Source organism: Enhydrobacter sp. (genome assembly GCA_025808875.1).
Classification (GTDB): domain Bacteria; phylum Pseudomonadota; class Alphaproteobacteria; order Reyranellales; family Reyranellaceae; genus Reyranella.
The window spans coordinates 2,512,712-2,531,779 of record CP075528.1 but is presented as its reverse complement, the minus strand read 5'-3'; the positions used below and the strand labels follow the sequence as shown (position 1 = coordinate 2,531,779).

Below are 19,068 nucleotides of genomic sequence, written 5' to 3'. Positions count from 1 at the left end.
ACCGCGGTTCCTAGGCCAAGGCATCCTTCAGGGCATCCAGCGGCAGGAGCACGCACTCATGCCGGGACTTGTAGCCGGCGACGGGCACGAATGCGTCGAACGGCGCGCCGGCTTCTCCCCGCTCGCGACCGATCGCCCGCTCGGCCTGCTGACGGACTTCCGCGATGCCGGCGGCGTTCCGGCCAACCGCCACCGCCGCGAGCGCCGATGCCGAGGCCTGGCAGAGCAAACAACCCCGGACCTGGTGGGCGACCTCCACGATGCGACCCTGTTCATCCAGACGGACATCCAGGACGACGCGGTCTCCGCACAGGGGATTGTCGCGCCGCGCCGACCGGCTCGGGTTGGCAAGCTTGCCCGCGCCTGTCTTGGCCTTGGCCAGGGCGACGATGCGCTCCTGGTAAAGCGGGTCGTTCATCGCAAGGTTCGCGCGGCATGCTCGACGCCCGTCAGCAGGGCATCGATGTCAGTGTTGTTGTTGTACGGCGCGATCGACACGCGCGTCGTGCCGTCGAGATCGAAGCGGTCCATCAGCGGTTGGGCGCAATGGTGCCCGGCCCTCACGGCGACGCCGAAGGAATCGAGCGTTTGCGCCACGTCGTGCGGATGCACGCCGTCGAGTTGGAAGGAGACCACCGGGTATCGGTTCTGCAGGCTGGGCGGGCCGAACAGCCGGCTGCCATCGACCCTTTGCAAGCCATCCATCAGTCGTTGCACCAATCCCATCTCGTGGGCGTGCGCGCCAGTCCAATCGAGGGCGCTCATCCAGGCACAGGCGGCCCCGAGGCCGATTGCCGGGCCGATCGGCGGCGTACCGGCTTCGAAGCGACGGGGCGGCGGTGCCCAGGTCGTCTCGGCGAATGTCACCCGCCCGATCATCGAGCCGCCGCCATGGAACGGCGGCATGGCATCCAGAAGTTCGGGGCGCGCCCACAGCGCGCCGATACCGTTGGGGCCGTACGCCTTGTGGCCGGCGAAGACGTAGAAGTCGACATCCAGGGCGGGCAAGTCGACGGGACCGTGTGGTGCACGCTGGGCGCCGTCGAGCATGACCTTGGCGCCGACACTGCGCGCCATCCCGACGATGGTGCGTACGTCGGCGAGCGCCCCCGTGACATTGGACACGTGTGCCACGGAGACGAGTTTCGTCCTGGGCGTCAGCAGCCGCGGCAGCGCCGCAATGTCGATGCGCCCGTCCTGCGTGACCGGCAGCACGTCTATTTCCACTCCGCTTCGCGAGCGCAGGAGCTGCCATGGCACGATATTGGAATGATGCTCGAGCTCCGACAGCACGATCCGGTCGCCCGGCTTCAGCAACGAACCGTAGGAGTAGGCGACGAGGTTAATGGCCGCTGTGCAGCCACCCGTGAAGACGACTTCCATGGGCTCGACGCCCAGGAACGCAGCCACCTGGGCCCGCGCATTCTCGTAGGCTTCCGTCGCCCGCTCGGCGAGCCGATGGACGCCGCGCAGGACATTGGCGCGGCCGGTGGTCTCATACCGGCGGACCGCGTCGAGCACGGCGAGCGGCGTCTGCGCCGATGCGCCATTGTCCAGGTAGTGAACGGGCCGGCCGTCGATGACCTCGGACAGGATCGGGAACTGGCGCCGCACCGCGATGACGTCGAAACTCATTTCACTTCCTTGGTGCGCCAGGCCGCCAGCGCCTCTGGTGTGTCGATGTCCGTGACCGCGGCGTCGCCTTGCATCTCGACCTCGCACACCAGGTCCGCATGTTCGCCAATCAGGTGCTTGGCGCCGCTGTCTCCGGCGAGTCCGCCCATTTCGGGAAAGAAGCGCCGCGCCCACAACACCGGATTGCCGCGCTTGCCGCCGACGGTGGGTACGCAGATCGCCCGCCCTTCGACCGGATTGAAGGCCGCCATCAGGCGATCTAGCAATGCGGCGTTCACGCTGGGCATGTCGCCGAGCTGGACGATGACGGCGTCCGTGTCCGATCGAAGTGCCGCGATGCCGGCCCGGACCGAAGTGCTAAGCCCGTCGGCATAGTCCGGATTGACCACGAAACGCAGGCGCGCATCCGAAGGGAGGGCATTCTCCACGGCCGCCCTGACCTCGCCCGCCATATGACCCAGCACGACAACGACTTCGACAGCCTGGGACGCGAGCGCCGCTTTCATTGCGTGCACCACGAGTGGACGTCCTTTGGCATCGGCCAGCAGCTTGTTCGGTCCACCCATGCGCGTCGACCGGCCGGCTGCGAGCACCAGCACGGCGACTCGCGGCGCCTGCTGCGGTGCGTCGCTCTCGCCACCCTCGTCGTCGCGTGGCTGTGGTCGCGTTGGAATTTCAGCGAGCAGGCCACCGGCGCCCATCTTGACGATCTCGGCGCGGCCGACGGGGAGACCCGCCGCGAGCCGCTCGAGCACCATGTCGAAGCCGTTGTATTTCGGTGACTTGGCGCAGCCCGGCAGGCCGAGCACCGGCCTGCCGTCGAGTTCGCCGGTCAGTAGCAGGTTGCCGGGATCTACCGGCATGCCGAAATGAATGACCTTCCCGCCGGCTTCCTCGATACCCGATGGAACGACGTCATGACGGTCGACGATCGCCGATGCACCGGCGACCAGGAAGAGGTCGCATCCTTCGGACCTCAATTCGACCAGTGCGGCAGCGATCGCCTTGGCATCGTGTGCGACGCGCCGTTCGCCCACCAGTTCGCTGCCGAGCGAGGTCAGACGCTTGCCGGTCGTACCGACGGCCTTGTCGAGAACCTTGTCGCGCGTTCCCGGCAGTCTGGTCTGCACCAGGCCGGCCCGCATCTCCTTGAACGGGACCACGGATACCAGCGGCCGGTTGGCCGAATGCGCGACATCGATGGCTCGCTGCACGGCGGTACGCGGCGCGGCGTAGGGAATGATCTTGACTGTCGCCACCATCTGCCGCGGTTCGACACGTGCGTGGGGCGGCAGGGTCGCGACGGTGACCGATTCATCGAGCTCGTTGAGCTCGTCGATGCGCTGCTGGTCGACGATCGCCAGGCCGGCTTCGCGCGCGAAGTGATTGCAGCGGCCGGTGAACGGCGCAGTGACCTCGATTCCCTCGCCTGCCAGGGCCTTCGCGACGGCTGCCGCCGCCTCGTCCTCATGCATGTCGCCCGCATCGAGACGCGCGGCAATGACAGTCGATGCGCCAGCTGTCTTCAGTCTGGCGACATCGTCGGCCGACAGCACGCGCCCCTTGGAGAAGTTGACTCCGTTCGCGCGCCAGCTATGCGCCAGAATAGCGCCCTTGGCCTCGTCGATCGGGGTTTCCCCGAATCTCACGCAGCGGCCACCTTGGGGGCCGACAGCGCCTCCAGGCGACGCGCCCTCACCTCGACGATCTGGCCGAGGATCGACACCGCGATCTCGGCCGGCGACTTGGCGCCGATATTGAGGCCGACCGGGCCATGGATGCGGGCGAATTGCTCCTCCGTAATGCCGGCCTCCGACATCAGTCGCTCCTTGCGTTTGGCGTGGGTCCGCTTGCTGCCCAGCGCGCCGACGTAGAAGACATTCGATTTGAGCGCCGCTTCCAGCGCCGGATCGTCGAGTTTGGGATCATGTGTGAGGGTCACGACCGCCGTGGACACGTCGAGGCCCATTTTCTCGAAGGCCTCGTCCGCCCACTCCTGCACCACCTTCACGCCCGGGAAGCGGTTCGTCGTCGCCCAGGCGCCGCGCGGGTCGACGACCGTCACGTCGAAGTCGAGCATCGCGGCCATCGGCGCGAGCGACTGCGCGATATGCACCGCACCGACGATGATGAGCCGCGCCGGCGGCACGTAGACATTCAGGAAGATCTTCTGGCCGCCGATCTCGATCGTTTCGCTCCTGCCAGTGTCCATGGCGCGACGGGCAATCGACACCAGCGCTGCATCGGACGCCTGCGCGCCCTCCGCCTTGTCTCGATAGACGAGCGTCTCGGCCGCATCGCTCAGTCGGGTGGCGAGCACGATCGCACGCCGCTGTACGCGCGCCTCCTGCAACGCCTTGAGGGTTCCGTTTTTCATCGGTCGGTCACCTTCTCCACGAACACTTGCACCTTGCCGCCACAGGCCAGGCCGACATCCCAGGCCTGCTCGTCGGTGACGCCGAAGTCCAGCAAGCGCGGCTTGCCGTCGGCGATCGAGGCCAGTGCCTCCTTCACCACGGCACCCTCGATGCAGCCGCCGGACACCGAACCGACCATCGCGCCGGTGTCGTCGACCGCGAGCTGGCTGCCGACGGGCCGCGGCGAGGATCCCCAGGTGGTGATCACGGTGGCGATCGCGACGTCTTTGCCTGACGCCTTCCATTTGCCGACCTGGTCCAGCACATCCAGCGCATCGCTCATGGTCTACTCCTTGCGCAATTCAGTTTGCCAATCCACGAGTCGCCGGTCGACCCGGTGGGACGTTACGTCCAGCGCCGCGATCAGCCCGGCCAGGCTCTCGAGATTGTGCACCGGCCGGAACTCGTCGACATGGGGCATCATCGCCTTGTTGCCCTGAGACTTGGGCTCATAGCCGCCATATCGCAAGAGCGGGTTCAGCCAGATGAGCCGTCTGCAGGATTTGTGCAGACGCTCCATCTCCTCGCCCAGCCCGGCTGCGCCCTCGCGGTCGAGTCCGTCGGTGATGAGCAGAACGACGGCCCCCTGCCCGAGCACGCGGCGCGACCATTTGTTGTTGAACTCGTGGAGAGTCTGGCCGATGCGCGTGCCGCCCGACCAGTCCTCGACCTGTGCCGATGCCTTCTGCAACGCGATGTCGACATCCTTGCTGCGCAACGACCGCGTCACGTTCGTCAACCGCGTGCCGAAGGTGAAGCAGTAGACGCGATCGCGATCGTTGGTGATGGCGTGCATGAAATGCAGGAACATGCGCGTGTATCGCGCCATCGAGCCCGAGATGTCGCACAGAATAACGAGCGGCGGCGGCCGGCGGCGCGGCTCCCGTTTGCGCAACTCGGTCAGCCCCTCGGGACGAAGTGCCCGTCGCAGGGACGCTCGAAAGTCGATGCGCGGCCCGCGCCGGGCCGACCGATAGCGTCGTGTGCGTCGTTCCGGCACCGGCAGTCTCAGCCGCGATATGGCGCGCAGTGCCTCGTCGACCTCCGCCTGAGACATCTGCTCGAAGTCCCTGTGCTGCAGGATCTCGCGGTCGGACACCGTGAAGGTCGCCTCGATTTCGACCTCCGGCTTCTCCCCCTCTTCCTCGGGCGCCTCGCCTCGTCCGGGTTGCAAGGCCTCCTGCAGCCGGCGGCTGAGGGTCTTGCGTTGCTCGGGGTCGGCCGGGACATCGACCTGGGGCAGCAACATCTCCATCATCTTCTCGAGCAGGCGCGGGTTGCGCCAATAGACGTGAAAGGCCTGATCGAACAGCTCGCGCTGATCGCGCCGATTCACGAACACCGAATGGAGCGTCCAGTAGAAATCGTCGCGTTTCCTCAGCCCCGCTGCCTCCACCGCCTCGATCGCGCGCAGAACCTGTCCGGGCCCGACCCTGAGTCCGGCTGAGCGCAGCGTGCGCGCGAAATGCACGATATTGCTGGCGAGCCGGCCCGTTCCAGGAGGCTCGCGCGAGGCGTCGGTCAGGGTGTCCATGCGCGAGCCCCCGATGCGCTAACCCAGCGGCTGGGCGGCGATGTCGGACTTGACCTTGCGCAGGATGTCGGCCGCCTCCGAGCCCTGCAGGCGCTGGATGTCGTCCTGGTACTTCAGCAACACGCCGAGCGTGTCGTTGACCGTGCGTGGATCGAGATCGAGGGCGTTCAACTCCGAGAGTGCCGTCGCCCAGTCGATCGATTCGGCCACACCCGGCGACTTGAAAAGATCGAGCTTGCGCAGTTCCTGTACGAAGCCGACCACCTGGCGCGACAGCCGTTCGCCGGCGCCCGGTGCCTTGACCTTCAGGATTTCGAGCTCGCGCTGCAAGTCGGGATAGTCGACCCAGTGATAGAAACAGCGGCGCTTCAGCGCATCGTGGATCTCGCGCGTGCGATTGGACGTCACGATCACGATCGGCTTTTCGGCCGCCTTGATCGTACCGAGCTCCGGGATCGTCACCTGAAAATCGGACAGGACCTCGAGGAGATAGGCCTCGAACGGCTCGTCGGTACGGTCGAGCTCGTCGATCAGCAGCACCGGCGCGCCTTCGACATGGGGCCTCAGCGCTTCCAGCAGCGGCCGGCGGATCAGGAAGCGCTCGTCGAAGATGTCGGATGCCAGTTCGTTGCGGTCTTGGACGCCCTGGGCTTCGGCCAGGCGAATTTCGAGCATCTGGCGCGAGTAGTTCCACTCGTACACCGCCGAATTGATGTCGAGACCCTCGTAGCATTGAAGCCGGATCAGCGGTCGACCGAGAGCAGAGGCGAGAACTTTGGCGATCTCGGTCTTGCCGACACCGGCCTCGCCTTCGCAAAAGAGTGGCCTTCCGAGCTTCAAGGCAAGAAAGAGCACGGTCGCGAGGCTGCGATCGGCGATGTAGTCGCCCTTCTTCAACAGCTCGATGGTGGCGTCGATGGACGTGGGCACGGACGAAGACATGATACTCCGGAGAACTCGGGGGCGAGACGAAGGTATCAGTGTAGCGGATGGGTCGGTGGCCCGATATGGTAGGAATCGCCCCGACAATTCAAGCGCTTGGGAGGCAGCATGGGCCCCGACTTGTTCAAGGATCGATCCGCCATCATAACCGGTGGGGCCCGCGGCATTGGACTGGCTTGTGCGGCAAAAATCGCCGCCGGCGGCGGCCGGGTGGCATTGTGGGATCGCGACATCGCGCGCGCGCGCCAGTCGGCGACGGCACTTGAGGGCGCGATCGCCGTTGAAGTCGACGTGACCAGCGAAACCTCGGTGAACACCGCCCTGGCGACCACAGAGAAGCTGCTTGCGTCTCCCGACATCCTGATCGCCAGCGCCGGGATCACCGGCCCCAATACCACGGTCGCGCAATATCCCGTCGATGCGTGGAGGCAGGTGATCGACATCAACCTGACCGGCGTCTTCCTCTGCAATCGCGCGGTCGCGGCGGGCATGGCCGGGCGTGGTTGGGGGCGCATCGTCAACATCGCCTCGGTGGCCGGCAAGGAAGGCAACCCGAATGCGTCGGCATACTCCGCATCGAAAGCCGGTGTCATCGGCCTGACCAAGTCGCTTGGCAAGGAACTGGCGACGTCGGGCGTGCTGGTGAACTGCGTGGCGCCAGCGGTGGTGAAGACTGAATTGTTCAGCCAGATGACGGAGCAGCATATCCAGTACATGCTCTCGAAGATTCCCATGAACCGGTTTGGCGAGGTCGCCGAGGTCGCCGAGATCGTCGCCTGGCTAGCGTCACCGCTTTGCACCTTCAGCACCGCGGCCGTGTTCGATCTCTCCGGCGGAAGGGCGACCTACTGATGACCTTGCACACGCTCACCCTCACGGAACTCGCTTCGGGCCTCGAGGACAAGCGCTTCTCCTCCCGCGACATCGTCGACGCATTGCTCGCGCGCATCGAGAAGGCGGACAGCAAGCTTCATGCCTTCACCGAGATCTACGCCAGGGAGGCCCGCACCCTCGCCGATGCCGCCGACATGCAGCGCTCGACGGGCCTTCCGCTCGGCAGGCTTCACGGCCTGCCCATCGCCTACAAGGATCTGTGCGACATCACCGGTCGCATCGGCACCGGCGGCTCGAAGATGCTGGAGAAGCGCATCGCGACCGAGACCGCTACCACCGTCGAGCGACTGACCGCGGCCGGCATGGTGCCGCTCGGCAAGCTGCACATGGTCGAATTCGCGTTCGGCGGATGGGGCACCAACCCGCTCATGGGTGCGCCCTGGAATCCATGGGATATGAAGACCCATCGCGTGCCCGGCGGCTCATCGAGCGGCACCGGCGTCGCCATCGCCGCGCGCCTGACGCCGGCCGGCATCGGCAGCGACACCGGCGGCTCGGTACGGATACCCGCCGCCTTCAACGGGATTGTCGGCCTCAAAGTTACGTTCGGGCGCATTGGCCTCAACGGCACCATGCTGCTCAGCTGGACGCTCGATTCGATCGGCCCGCTGGCCCGCTGCGTTGAGGATTGCGCGCTGTTGTTGAATGCGCTCGCCGCCCCCGATCCTCACGACCCGGCCACATTCGGACAACCGTGCGAGGATTTCACGCAGGCGACGCGCGGCGGCGCGGTGAAGGGGATGAGGATCGCGCTTCCCGACGAGAAGCAGCTGCCGGACTTCATGCATCCTGCGGTGACGAGCGCATGGCGCGATGCGGCGCGCTCCTTCGAAGGGTTGGGCGCGACAGTCGTGCCGTGCAAGCTGCCCGACTGGTATTTCGATCTCTCGCAGCCGGCCGGAACGATCATTGCCTCGGAGGCCTTCTCGCTGCATCGTGACTACATCGAAGACACCAGCAAGGCGATCGGTCCCGGCGTACGCTCGCGCGCCTTGGCCGCCAAGCAGGTGCCGCCCGGCGCCTATGCCCAGGAATTGCGCCGCATGGCGGGCCGGCGCCAGGCCTTCGCCCGGTGGTTCGACGCTTACGATGCCATCCTGTTGCCCACCATGGCGGTGCCGGCGATCCCGCTTGCCGATGTCGACGAAGCCTCGCCCATGCCGGGCTACCTCACACGGCCGGCGAACTACCTGGGGCTCTGCAGCCTCGCCATGCCGGCCGGCTTCTCGTCCAGTCTGCCGATCGGTATCCAGATCGTCGGCAAGCCGTTTGCCGAGCGCGACGTCCTCAAGCTCGGCAAGGCCTTTCAGGACGCCACCGACTTCCATAGGCGCGCGCCCGACCTGGCGAGTCTCGGGCTGTGACGGTCGTGCCCTACCGTTGCGGCATGCCTTGGGGGACGACGGTCTTCACGATCGAGGCGTCGAGCGCCTCGTAGCCGGCGTAGTCGATGGTGGCGTACAGCTCGGCGCGGGTCTGCATCTCGCCGATCATGTTCTGCGTGCCGCCGTCGCGCCGGATCGCGGCGTAGAGCCGTTCCTGCGCCTTGTTGGCGACGCGCAGCGCCGACACCGGCCAGATCACCATGGCGTAGCCCATGGCCTCGAACTCGGAGGCGGTGAAGAACGGCGTGCGGCCGAATTCGGTCATGTTGGCGAGCAGCTTCACGCCGGGCATCGCCCTGGCGAAGGCGCGGAACATCTCGGCATTGTGCAGGGCCTCGGGAAAGATCGCGTCGGCGCCGGCCTCGAGATAGCGCTTCGCGCGAGCGACCGCGCCGTCGATGCCTTCGCTCGCCGCCGCATCGGTGCGCGCGATGACGCAGAGATCGCGCCGTGCCCTGGCGGCGGCCGCCACCTTGGCCGCCATGTCGTGCGGATCGGCGAGTTTCTTGTCGTTGAGATGGCCGCATTTCTTGGGCAGCAGTTGGTCCTCGATGTGGACGGCTCCGGCGCCCGCCTCCTCGAAGGCACGCACCATGTGCATGACGTTCAGCGCCTCGCCATAGCCCGTGTCACCGTCGACCAGCACCGGCAGGCCGCTCGCGCGGGCGACCTGACGAATGAAGAAGCAGACCTCGTCGATCGTGATGATGCCGAGATCGGGCAAGCCCATCGAGGCCGACATGCCCGCGCCCGACAGGTACAAGGCGTCGAAGCCGACCAACTTCGCCTGCAAGGCGGCCAGTCCATTGTGCGCGCCGGGGAGTTGCAGGATGCCCGGCCGCTCGATCAATTCACGAAATCGCCGTCCCGCCGATCCGGCAGGTTGATCGGCAGCAACAAGATACGGCATGGGCGTCTCCTGGCTTCGCGGCGCCACTACTTGAAGAAGCGCGACAAGGCGCCCAGCAGCAGCGTTCCGGCGGTGGCGATGACGATCAGCGACGCGGCAATGGCGGTGAAGCGGCCGATTTCCCTCGACCGGCCTTCGGCGATGATGAGGCGGTGCGCGGCCATCGAGATCATGCCGATGGCGCCGAGCGTGATCGCCATGCCCACCGCGATCGCGATCACGCCAATGACGCCCGCCCAGATCACCCCCATCGCCACCGACAGGAGCACGACGATGAGGGCGCCGGCGCAGGGCGCAATGCCAGCCGCCGTCAGCAGAATCCAGCCGGAAATACTGCGCTTCTGCGGGGCGTCGTGGTGATGATCGTGACCGTGATCGTGGTCGTGGCGATGTCCACCAGGCTCGTCGCCGTGATGGTGTTCGTGGAGGCGGCCGGTAATGCCCGCCCATAGCCGCCAGAAGCCGACCAGCAGGATCAGGACGTAGGCGAAGATCTCGACGTTGCGCACCTCGCGCAACGCGCCCAGCAGGCCGACGGTATAGAAGAGCTTCAGCACGGCGGCGAGAATCAACGCCGCGAGCGTGTGCGTGAAGGCGATCCAGGCGCCGGCCAGGATGCCCTCGATCCAGGCGTGCGGGCGGGTGCTGTCGAGGAAATAGGCGACGACAATGGCCTTGCCGTGGCCGGGCCCGAGCGTGTGCACCACGCCGTAACCGAAGCACACGATGATCAGCGTCCACAGCGCGAGCGACCCCGTCCCGGACTGGATGTCGCGCAACGAGACCGACAGCGTGCGCTGGATGCGCTGCTGGTATTCGGCCGAGTAGCGGGCGAGTTCGGCGACGCCGTCGCTGAACACCAGCCCCGCCCCGAGCACAAGCAGCAGCAGAATGCCCACCCAGAGGAAGGGGGAGCGCAGGACGTTGGTTCTCAGAGCGTCTGACACGTGACGAGGTCGGCAAAAACGGGATAGCCGCGAATGAACTCGGCCTTGTAGCTCGGATGCTTGGCGGCGGTGCATCCGGCGGGCAGCGCCGTCCTGTCGAGCTCGATGCGGATGAAGTCGTCGGGATCGAATGTGGCGATGGAGAAATGCGTCACCGGCTGGGGCAGTTCGAAGCGCATGACATAGACCAGGTTCCGCGGCCCGCGCTTCTGCGGCACCGGCTGCTCGACGCGCTTGTTGGACGGCATCGGTTGCCCGCCGTCGCCCGCCGAGCGGTCCCAGTCGGCCGGCTTGAAGCTGGCGGGATCGTCGACGCGGGCACTGAAGACCGGGCGCTTGGGCGGTCGGAAATCCTTGGCGCCGGTGTTGAGCCACGTCATGAAGCCGTACTTCTGCAGCTCCGGCATCATGTCGTTGGCCAGCAACTTGACCTCGTTGGCCGAGAACCTGCCGTCGCCGTTCTCGTCGATCAGCGGGATCTCGATCTCGCTGGAGAACGGATCGAAACGCCATTCGATCTCGACATGGGTGAACTTGCCGTCCTTGGTAACGACGCGCACGAGCTGGGAAATCCAGATGTGCGGATGCGCCGCGACGGCCGCCGGCAGCACCAGGACCGAGACCACCGACAGGATTGCGACGAGAAGCTTCATGCCCTTCCCTCGGGTGGCACCGGCCGAGGCCTGCCCTCGCCATCGATCGCCACGAACACGTAGGTGCCATGGGTCACCCGAATTTCGGCACCGTCATGGCGGCGTTGCACCATGGTCTCGAGGTCGATGGTGATCGACGTCCGGCCGATCCTGGCGACACGGCCGTAGATCGACACGACGTCGCCCACCTTGATTGGCTGCACGAACGTCATGGCGGTGATGGCCACGGTGGCGACCCGGCCCTTGGCGGCCCGTGCCGCCAGGACGCCGCCCGCGACGTCCATCTGCGACAACACCCAGCCGCCGAAAATGTCGCCATTGCCGTTCATGTCGGCAGGTTGCGGCACGGTCCGGATGATCGGATCGCGCGGGCCCTCGGCCATCGTTTCCCCACTGGATGTGGTTGCTTTCCTGCGGCTTTCCTACCATATCGATAGCATAGCGGCCATCCGGCGATCCCCTCGCGCGGCCGACACGAGACAAGAAGCAACAGATGGCAAAGAACGGCGACCTGTTCGAACGCTCGGGCGGCAAGCGTGCCGGTTCCGGGAAGGACACCTCCTACACGGCCCGCGACATCGAGGTGCTGGAAGGGCTCGAGCCCGTTCGCAAGCGGCCGGGCATGTATATCGGCGGTACCGACGAGCGGGCGTTGCACCATCTCGTCGCCGAAGTGCTGGACAATGCCATGGACGAAGCCGTTGCCGGCCACGCCGACACCATCCACGTCGAGTTGCTCGCCGGCAACAAGGTGCTGGTGCGCGACAACGGACGCGGCATTCCGGTCGACCCGCACCCCAAGTTCAAGAACAAGTCCGCGCTGGAGATCATCCTCACGACGCTGCACTCCGGCGGCAAGTTCAACAGCAAGGTTTACGCGACGTCGGGCGGCCTGCACGGTGTCGGCGTCTCGGTGGTCAACGCGCTCTCCGACGAGCTCGTCGTCGACGTGGCCCGCGACCGTCAATCCTGGACGCAGACTTTCTCGCGCGGCAAGCCCGCCTCCAAGTTGAAGGCCAACGGTCCGGCGCCCAACCGGCGCGGCACCACCCTCACGTTCCATCCCGATCCGGAAATATTCGGAAAGCAGCTCTTTTCGCCCGAGCGCCTCCATCGCATGGCCCGCTCCAAGGCCTACCTGTTCCGCGGTGTCGAGATCCGCTGGCGCTGCGACAAGAGCCTGCTGCCCAAGGGCGGCGGCGTGCCGGAGGAAGAGTCGTTTCACTTCGCCGGCGGCCTCAAGGACTACCTGGTGTTCGAGATCGGCGAGCGGCCGACCGTGGTGCCCCAGCCCTTCGCCGGTGAGGCCAGGACCGAGACTAACGGCAGCAAGGGCGGCAAGGTCGAATGGGCGGTGTGGTGGCCGACCGACGAGGACGGCTTCGTGCGTTCGTACTGCAATACCGTACCGACCGCCGAGGGAGGCACCCACGAATCGGGTTTCCGCAGCGCGCTCGTGCGAGGTCTCAAGCGCTATGCCGAGCTGACCGGCAACCGCAAGGGCTCCATCATCACGGCCGACGATGTCTTCGATGGCGCAGCCGGTCTCGTGTCGGTGTTCATCGAACAGCCGCAGTTCCAAGGCCAGACCAAGGAGAGGCTGGTCTCCGTCGAGGCGACCAAGCTGGTCGAAACCGTCGTGGGCGACAATTTCGAGCACTGGCTGACCGGCGACAAGGAAGCGGCCAACGTGCTGCTCGAGCATGTCGTGGAGAAGGCCGAGGAACGGCTGCGCCGCCGCCAGGACCGCGAGCAGCAGCGCAAGACCGCGACGCGCAAGCTGCGCCTGCCGGGCAAGCTCGCCGACTGCTCAAACAGTTCGGCCGCCGGCACCGAGATCTTCCTGGTCGAAGGCGATTCGGCCGGCGGCTCGGCGAAGGCCGCGCGCAACCGCGAGACCCAGGCGATCCTGCCGTTGCGCGGCAAGATCCTGAACGTCGCCAGCGCCAGCGCCGACAAGCTGCGCGAGAACCAGGAAGTCCAGGACCTCATCCAGGCGCTGGGCTGCGGCGCCGGCGCCCACTACAGCGACGATCGCTTGCGCTACGAGCGCGTGATCATCATGACGGACGCCGACGTCGACGGCGCGCACATCGCCTCGTTGCTGATGACGTTCTTCTACCGCGAGATGCCGAAGCTGATCGAGAACGGCCATCTCTTCCTCGCCCAGCCGCCGCTCTATCGTCTGAGCCGGGGCGGCCGCACGGAGTATGCAATCGACGACGCCCACAAGGACGAGCTGCTGCGCACGACCTTCAACGGCACGGCCAAGGTCGAGATCAGCCGCTTCAAGGGCCTGGGCGAGATGCAGTCGGTACACCTGCGCGAAACCACCATGGACCCAGCCAAGCGTGTGCTGCTGAAGGTCGACATACCGACCGCAGCCGACGCCGAGCAGCGCCGGGAATCGATGCGTACGGCCGCCCTGGTCGAGGATCTGATGGGCCGCAAGCCGGAGAAGCGCTACGCCTTCATTCAGCAGAACGCCAAGTTCGCCCGCGATCTCGACGTCTGAGCGCGCGAGAATGTGACGTGTGTCGCAGCCGGCAGGACGGCATAGTGTCGGCAGGAGAGAGGTAGCGTCCATGCACAAACGAATGGCGATTGCACTGGCGGCTCTGTCGATTGGAACGGCAGCCTCGGCGGCAACGCTCGGCGGCTACGATTACGCCACCCAGTATTCCTACAGCGAATTCTTCACGGCGACCGACGGCAAGACGTTCCGGGTCATCCTCGACGGCAACCCCTTTCCCGGCCTGCCTGTCGACGAGGTGGCCCGCCGCATGCTGCCGGTGATGCAGGCGGCGAAGCCCCCGCCCCGCCTGACCTTCACCTACGACGTCCCGGCCGAGAAGCCGCGGCCGGACTACCGGATGGTGCTGGTGTTCGATCCCGCCAACGACCTCGGCGCCGATCGGGTATGCGAGGGCGTGTCTCGGCACAAGCCTGGCACGCCCGGCCGGGTCTATGTCTTCGCCGTCTACTGCCGCAACGATCAGGCGATGTCGCAGGTCACGGGCTGGACGTCCACCGGCACTCCTGACGACCGAAACATGGATGATCTCTACCGGCAGCTTTTCTCGGTTCTGTTCGACCGCTCGCCCGGCATCATGCCGCGCAGCGACGGGCCCAGCTTTCGGTAAGAGCGGCGAGCGCTCCACAGGAAACGTCTGCTAACTGTCGGCGATGGTCAGCTGGTATGCCCTCGCCGACAGCGTGCTCTCGCGTCTTGACGCCGAAGCCGCGCACGGCCTCGCCATCCGTGCCCTCAAGTCAGGACTGCTGCCGCAGGATCGTCAGAGCGACCCATCGCCTCTCGCGGTCGAAATCTGGGGGCGCCGCCTGCCGAATCCGATCGGACTTGCCGCCGGCTTCGACAAGAACGCCGAAGTGCCCGACGCGATGCTCGGCCTGGGGTTCGGACTGGTGGAGATCGGCAGCGTCACGCCGCGACCACAGATCGGCAATCCCCGACCCCGGGTTTTTCGCCTCCGGGAGGATCGCGGTGTCATCAACCGTATGGGTTTCCCTGGCGAGGGGCTCGATGCCGTGCGTTCGCGGCTCGCGTGCCGTCCGCGGCGAGGTTTCGTCGGAGTCAACATCGGTGCCAACAAAGACAGTCCCGATCGAGCTGCCGACTATGTCACCTGCGCCGCGGCACTCGCCGCCTACGCGGACTATCTCGTCTGCAACGTCTCCTCGCCCAACACTCCGGGACTGCGCAGCCTGCAGGGCCGTGGGCAGCTGACGGACTTGCTGAAACGGGTCAAGGACGCGATGGCGCCGACCGCCGTTCCGCTCGTGCTCAAGATCGCGCCCGACGCCACCGAGCTCGATCTGGACGACATCGTCGCCGTGGCGAGAGAACTGAGGATCGATGGCATCATCGTCGGCAACACCACCTTGTCGCGCCCCGCGACACTGCGTTCGCAGCGGCGAGACGAAGCCGGGGGCCTGTCGGGAGCACCGCTAACCGCCCTTTCCACCGAGGTGCTTCATCAGACGGCGCGGCGCGTGGAAGGGCAATTCCCGCTGATCGGCTGCGGCGGCGTCGGTTCGGGTGCGGACGCGTACGCCAAGATTCGCGCCGGGGCGACGTTGGTCCAGGTCTATTCGGCGCTCGTGTTCGGCGGCCCGCCGCTCGTTCGTCGCATCAAGGACGAATTGGCGGAACTGCTGCGGCGGGACGGCTTCACGTCGGTGCAACAGGCGGTCGGCGCCGACCTACGCTGACGGATCGTCGAGAAACTGCCCGGCATCGAATTTCACGTAGGCGTCTTCCTCATTGAAGGCAACGCCAAGCGGGTCGCCGCCGGCCGCCACGATATCGACCTGCTTTTGCAGCAGAAATCGCAGCATCCCCACGCCCTGGTCCGAGGACATAAGGTGCTCTTCCGAGTGGAAGGCGATCGGCCCCTGCCCGACCTGCGCCTCGGTGTCGCCGGGAAACTTCTGGTGCTCCTCGGGCGAAAGCTCGTCCCAGGTCTTGCCGTTGTAGCGCGACCTGAACTTGGCGAGCTCGCCCTTCTCCTTGACTCGGCCGGCCACGTAGATGCGGTAGTGCGTGTCGTCGATCGGCAGCGTCCAGCCGATCGATTCGACCATGCCATACTGCGCCACGCGTGGGTTGGCGACGACGCGGAGGGTCGGCAGGACCGCCTCGGTGACACGCCGGAAGGTCTTGCCGCCCGGCCCAGGCCGAATGGACGTCGCCTTCACGCCCATCGCGCCGTATTCGAACTTCACCTTGGGGAACGCCGCCATCTGTTCGACGAACTGCGGACCACTGAACGAGCCGTGCAGGATCGGCACATGGTACGGGTCGACGACATTCTCGAAATGCTGCAGCCAGTTGCACGGCGCGATGACGATGCCGCCGCTGCCGATGCTCGAGTCGTCAGCCTCGACGAACTCGCCGGGCTCCATCACCTCGAGGCATTCGTAGCGCGGCAGGATCGGCTTCTTCTCGGGTGGCCCGAGATAGGCGAACACCAGGCCGTAACGTTCCTGGGTCGGATACCAGGGTTGCCGCACGCGCTGGCACTGTGGCCCGGTCGGGTTGGGCTCGGCCGGCATCTCCAGACATCGACCTTCGATGTCGAACAACCAACCATGGTAGCAACAGCGAATGCCACGCTCCTCGATCTTGCCGTAGTAAAGCGTCGTGCCGCGATGACAGCAGCGCGGGTAGACAAGGCCGGTCCTACCTTGGCCGTCACGGAACAGGATCAGCTCTTCCCCCAGGATCTTGACGGGCCGCGGCGTCGCGCCAGCGTCCGTGGCCATGCCCACGGGATGCCAGTAGCGCCGCAACAGTTCTCCCATGGGGGTCCCGCGCCCAACCATGGTGAGGGCTGCATTGTAGCTGGGCTGTTTCAGCGCATAGGCCGAGCCCGCATCCTGGATGACGCTCATGGCGCGATCCTATCGAGGCGAGCCATGGGTGCCTAGGCTCAGCTCCGGGGTCGAGTCCGACCGCTGACCGAGCAAAAGACGAGGGAAACTGCGCCGGAATCGCGCACACGGCGGCCCTGACCAATGTAGTCGATGCCGTCGATCGATGTCGGACCGGCATCGACGATGGGAACGTCCGCCGGAAGGATCTCGCGCAACCGCGAGATCGGCGTCGTGACGACGCGCGCCGCCTTCTCCGAGTGAAGAACCGTCACCCCTTGGACAGCGCCAGTCCGGTCGACTTGCGGGCCTCCCGAAATGCCGCCCAGCGATCCAAAACCAGGCGGATCGCGTCGTTGTTCAACCCACACCCAACCTTGCTCGACCGGAGTCCCTGGCCCGCCCAGGCGCACGCGCGCCATGCCGACGAAGCGTGTATAGACCGAGCTAGGGGTTCCCTGTGGATAGCCGAAATGAAAGCCGGTCTGATTCATGACGGGCAACCGCGCAGTGACGTCGATGCGCGGCGCGAGGTCGCGCAGCTCCATCGTCGCGATGGCGACATCGGCAACGGGGTGGATCGTGAAGTGCTTGAACCCCTGCCATTGCCCGCGAATCCGAACATAGGCGGTTGCACAGTTCTCGAGGACGTGTCCAGCCGTCACCCAGGTTCCGGGTGCAACTTGAAAAGCGGTTCCGATCGAATCGCCTTTCCGTTGTGCATCCTGCACCCACATTTCATAGGCCGGCTCGGTTGGAGTCGGTCCGGTCGGCGGCCCGAGAGACCGTGAGTTCCACCACGCCTCGCCGGCCGGCGGTAACGGCCGGCGAGGTCCATCGAACTCATCGGGCGTCAGCGATTCCAGCCGTTCGATGGCGGTGATGAGTGCAACGATCACCACCCATATCAGCAATCGACCGAACCAGGTGTTCACGTCGAGTCAGCCTGCGATGGCCGCCGAATTGATCACCGCGACCGATAGATGCGTCGCCCCCAATGCGATGGCCGACGCCATCTCGCCATTCTCGATGCGCTGGACGAGATCGCGAAAGACGAGACTTGCGACGAAGAACGTGCCCAGTTGCACGACGAGCGCGATGACTCCCCAAATGATGATGTCTGGAATGGAGACGCTGCGTGCCAGGCACATGCCGAGCGGGAGGGCGATGGAAACGATGGCGGCGCCGAACGCCAGGGCGGCGGCCGAATTGTTCTGACGGATGAGCCGGGCTTCGCTGTGGGGCGTGAAGGCCTGGTAGATCAGGACGCCGCCGACCAGGATCAGCAAGGTCACGGCAAGCTGCGAGGTGAACACCGGCAGCGCGCGCAAGGCGCTGGTGAAGATTGCGTCGAACATCCTCCGCCCCCATCCTGCCGCACCGCGGAAAACGATACCGCAGACGCGCCCATGGGGAGGTCATACACTCCCCGCCCCGGGAGACCAAGTATTGCCCCTCTGGATACCGATTACCATCGCGGCGGCGCTCTGCCAGAACATCCGCACGACGATGCAGCAGAAGATTCGCGGCGTGCTGAGCGTCGATGGCGCGAACTTCGTCCGCTACCTCTACGGCGCCCCGCTCGCCCTCGGCATGCTCGCGTTCCTGGTCTTCGGCACCGGTCGCGAGGTGCCGACGATCGGCTGGTCCTTCCTCGGTCTCGTGACTATCGCCGGCGTGGCCCAGATCGTTGCCACGTCGCTGATGATCCACTCCTTTTCTCTCCGCAACTACGCGGTCGGGACGGTCTACTCGAAGACCGAGACGGTGTTCGTGGCACTGTTCGCGACGTTCATCGCGGCCGAGCCGCTCAAGGTCGGCGCCTGGCTCGGCATCCTCGTCTGCCTCGGTGGCGTCGCCATCCTGAGCGTCCGCGGATCGTTCGAGAACGTGCGCAGCGTGCTGGCAGACCTGACCCACAAGGGTGCTCTCTACGGCATCCTGTCGGGTGCCGTCTTCGCCATCGCGGCCGGCACCATCCGAGAGGCCTCGAAACTGCTTCCTGACGGCGACTTCCTGGTGCGTGGCATCACCACGCTGGCCTGCATGAACACGATCCAGGTCGTGCTCATGGCCGCTTACCTCGCGCGTCGCGATCGGCCGCAACTCGGCAAGGTCTGGGTCAATTGGCGCTCCTCGATATGGGTCGGCGTGTTCAGCGTTCTGGGTTCAGCCGGCTGGGCGCTCGCCATGACCCTGGAGAACGCCGCGCTGGTGCGCGCCGTTGGCCAAATCGAGCTGGTCTTCACCTTCATCGCCTCCCGCCTCGTCCTCAAGGAGCGTCCGTCCGTCGGCGAATGGATCGGCAGCATTGCGGTCGTGGGTGGAGTTGTCCTCATCCTCATAGCGAGCTGATT

20 protein-coding genes are annotated in these 19,068 nt (G+C 65.9%); 6 read left to right on the top strand and 14 right to left on the bottom strand.

Going from position 1 to position 19,068, the window contains the following annotated elements; all coding sequences use genetic code 11:
- Positions 1-10: 10 nt before the first annotated feature.
- The 7 genes from KIT25_12625 to KIT25_12595 are packed head-to-tail and all read right to left on the bottom strand — an operon-like array spanning position 11 to position 6,528.
- Positions 11-418, bottom strand: a complete 408-nt coding sequence (locus KIT25_12625; protein ID UYN97722.1) for an iron-sulfur cluster assembly scaffold protein — start codon at positions 416-418, stop codon at positions 11-13.
- Positions 415-1,635 carry a SufS family cysteine desulfurase gene (locus KIT25_12620; protein ID UYN97721.1) on the bottom strand — a complete coding sequence of 407 codons (1,221 nt, stop codon included), beginning with the start codon at positions 1,633-1,635 and terminating at the stop codon, positions 415-417. The genes KIT25_12625 and KIT25_12620 overlap by 4 nt, the downstream gene beginning before the upstream one ends.
- On the bottom strand, positions 1,632-3,284 hold the full coding sequence (locus KIT25_12615; protein UYN97720.1) for a molybdopterin-binding/glycosyltransferase family 2 protein: 1,653 nt from the start codon (positions 3,282-3,284) through the stop codon (positions 1,632-1,634). The genes KIT25_12620 and KIT25_12615 overlap by 4 nt, the downstream gene beginning before the upstream one ends.
- A complete protein-coding gene (locus KIT25_12610; protein ID UYN97719.1) occupies positions 3,281-4,012 on the bottom strand; it encodes an XdhC family protein in 732 nt (243 codons plus the stop codon). Before KIT25_12610 ends, KIT25_12615 begins: the two co-directional genes overlap by 4 nt.
- The gene (locus KIT25_12605) at positions 4,009-4,335 is read right to left on the bottom strand and encodes an XdhC family protein (protein ID UYN97718.1); all 327 of its coding nucleotides are present in this window, start codon (positions 4,333-4,335) and stop codon (positions 4,009-4,011) included. The genes KIT25_12610 and KIT25_12605 overlap by 4 nt, the downstream gene beginning before the upstream one ends.
- 3 nt (positions 4,336-4,338) lie before the next feature.
- Positions 4,339-5,586, bottom strand: coding sequence for a VWA domain-containing protein (locus tag KIT25_12600; protein ID UYN97717.1), 1,248 nt, complete (start codon positions 5,584-5,586; stop codon positions 4,339-4,341).
- 18 nt (positions 5,587-5,604) lie between these two features.
- Positions 5,605-6,528, bottom strand: coding sequence for a MoxR family ATPase (locus KIT25_12595; protein UYN97716.1), 924 nt, complete (start codon positions 6,526-6,528; stop codon positions 5,605-5,607).
- A 108-nt stretch (positions 6,529-6,636) separates the two neighbouring features.
- Between KIT25_12595 and KIT25_12590 the strand changes: the two genes are divergently transcribed.
- Together KIT25_12590 and KIT25_12585 are read left to right on the top strand one after the other, a co-directional pair.
- On the top strand, positions 6,637-7,380 hold the full coding sequence (locus tag KIT25_12590; GenBank protein ID UYN97715.1) for an SDR family oxidoreductase: 744 nt from the start codon (positions 6,637-6,639) through the stop codon (positions 7,378-7,380).
- A complete protein-coding gene (locus KIT25_12585; protein UYN97714.1) occupies positions 7,380-8,786 on the top strand; it encodes an amidase in 1,407 nt (468 codons plus the stop codon). The genes KIT25_12590 and KIT25_12585 overlap by 1 nt, the downstream gene beginning before the upstream one ends.
- 10 nt (positions 8,787-8,796) lie before the next feature.
- Here KIT25_12585 and prpB read toward each other — a convergent pair whose 3' ends face one another.
- The 4 genes from prpB to KIT25_12565 are packed head-to-tail and all read right to left on the bottom strand — an operon-like array spanning position 8,797 to position 11,700.
- Positions 8,797-9,717: a methylisocitrate lyase gene (gene prpB, locus KIT25_12580; protein ID UYN97713.1), complete on the bottom strand. Its 921-nt coding sequence runs from the start codon at positions 9,715-9,717 to the stop codon at positions 8,797-8,799.
- A gap of 26 nt (positions 9,718-9,743) precedes the next feature.
- The gene (locus tag KIT25_12575) at positions 9,744-10,664 is read right to left on the bottom strand and encodes a hypothetical protein (GenBank protein ID UYN97712.1); all 921 of its coding nucleotides are present in this window, start codon (positions 10,662-10,664) and stop codon (positions 9,744-9,746) included.
- Positions 10,649-11,317: a DUF1007 family protein gene (locus KIT25_12570; protein ID UYN97711.1), complete on the bottom strand. Its 669-nt coding sequence runs from the start codon at positions 11,315-11,317 to the stop codon at positions 10,649-10,651. Before KIT25_12570 ends, KIT25_12575 begins: the two co-directional genes overlap by 16 nt.
- Complete coding sequence (locus tag KIT25_12565; GenBank protein UYN97710.1) at positions 11,314-11,700, bottom strand: acyl-CoA thioesterase; 387 nt, start codon at positions 11,698-11,700, stop codon at positions 11,314-11,316. The genes KIT25_12570 and KIT25_12565 overlap by 4 nt, the downstream gene beginning before the upstream one ends.
- A gap of 110 nt (positions 11,701-11,810) precedes the next feature.
- Between KIT25_12565 and parE the strand changes: the two genes are divergently transcribed.
- The 3 genes from parE (at position 11,811) to KIT25_12550 (ending at position 15,550) form a co-directional block, all read left to right on the top strand.
- On the top strand, positions 11,811-13,832 hold the full coding sequence (parE, locus tag KIT25_12560) for a DNA topoisomerase IV subunit B (GenBank protein UYN97709.1): 2,022 nt from the start codon (positions 11,811-11,813) through the stop codon (positions 13,830-13,832).
- Positions 13,833-13,902: 70 nt separating this feature from the next.
- Positions 13,903-14,460 (top strand): hypothetical protein, encoded by a 558-nt coding sequence (locus KIT25_12555; protein ID UYN97708.1) that lies wholly within the window; start codon positions 13,903-13,905, stop codon positions 14,458-14,460.
- Between the two features lie 43 nt (positions 14,461-14,503).
- Complete coding sequence (locus tag KIT25_12550) at positions 14,504-15,550, top strand: quinone-dependent dihydroorotate dehydrogenase (protein ID UYN97707.1); 1,047 nt, start codon at positions 14,504-14,506, stop codon at positions 15,548-15,550.
- On the opposite strand, the gene KIT25_12545 is transcribed toward KIT25_12550, so the two are convergent.
- Genes KIT25_12545 through KIT25_12535 form a run of 3 tightly spaced genes read right to left on the bottom strand, consistent with a single transcriptional unit; the run spans position 15,542 to position 18,069 of the window.
- Complete coding sequence (locus KIT25_12545; GenBank protein UYN97706.1) at positions 15,542-16,732, bottom strand: Rieske 2Fe-2S domain-containing protein; 1,191 nt, start codon at positions 16,730-16,732, stop codon at positions 15,542-15,544. The two genes, KIT25_12550 and KIT25_12545, sit on opposite strands and share 9 nt — an antisense overlap.
- A 38-nt stretch (positions 16,733-16,770) precedes the next feature.
- The gene (locus tag KIT25_12540; protein ID UYN97705.1) at positions 16,771-17,646 is read right to left on the bottom strand and encodes a hypothetical protein; all 876 of its coding nucleotides are present in this window, start codon (positions 17,644-17,646) and stop codon (positions 16,771-16,773) included.
- Between the two features lie 6 nt (positions 17,647-17,652).
- A complete protein-coding gene (locus tag KIT25_12535; protein ID UYN97704.1) occupies positions 17,653-18,069 on the bottom strand; it encodes a DUF350 domain-containing protein in 417 nt (138 codons plus the stop codon).
- A gap of 91 nt (positions 18,070-18,160) precedes the next feature.
- Here KIT25_12535 and KIT25_12530 point away from each other — a divergent pair, with 91 nt between their 5' ends.
- Positions 18,161-19,066, top strand: coding sequence for an EamA family transporter (locus KIT25_12530; protein ID UYN97703.1), 906 nt, complete (start codon positions 18,161-18,163; stop codon positions 19,064-19,066).
- Positions 19,067-19,068: the final 2 nt, after the last annotated feature.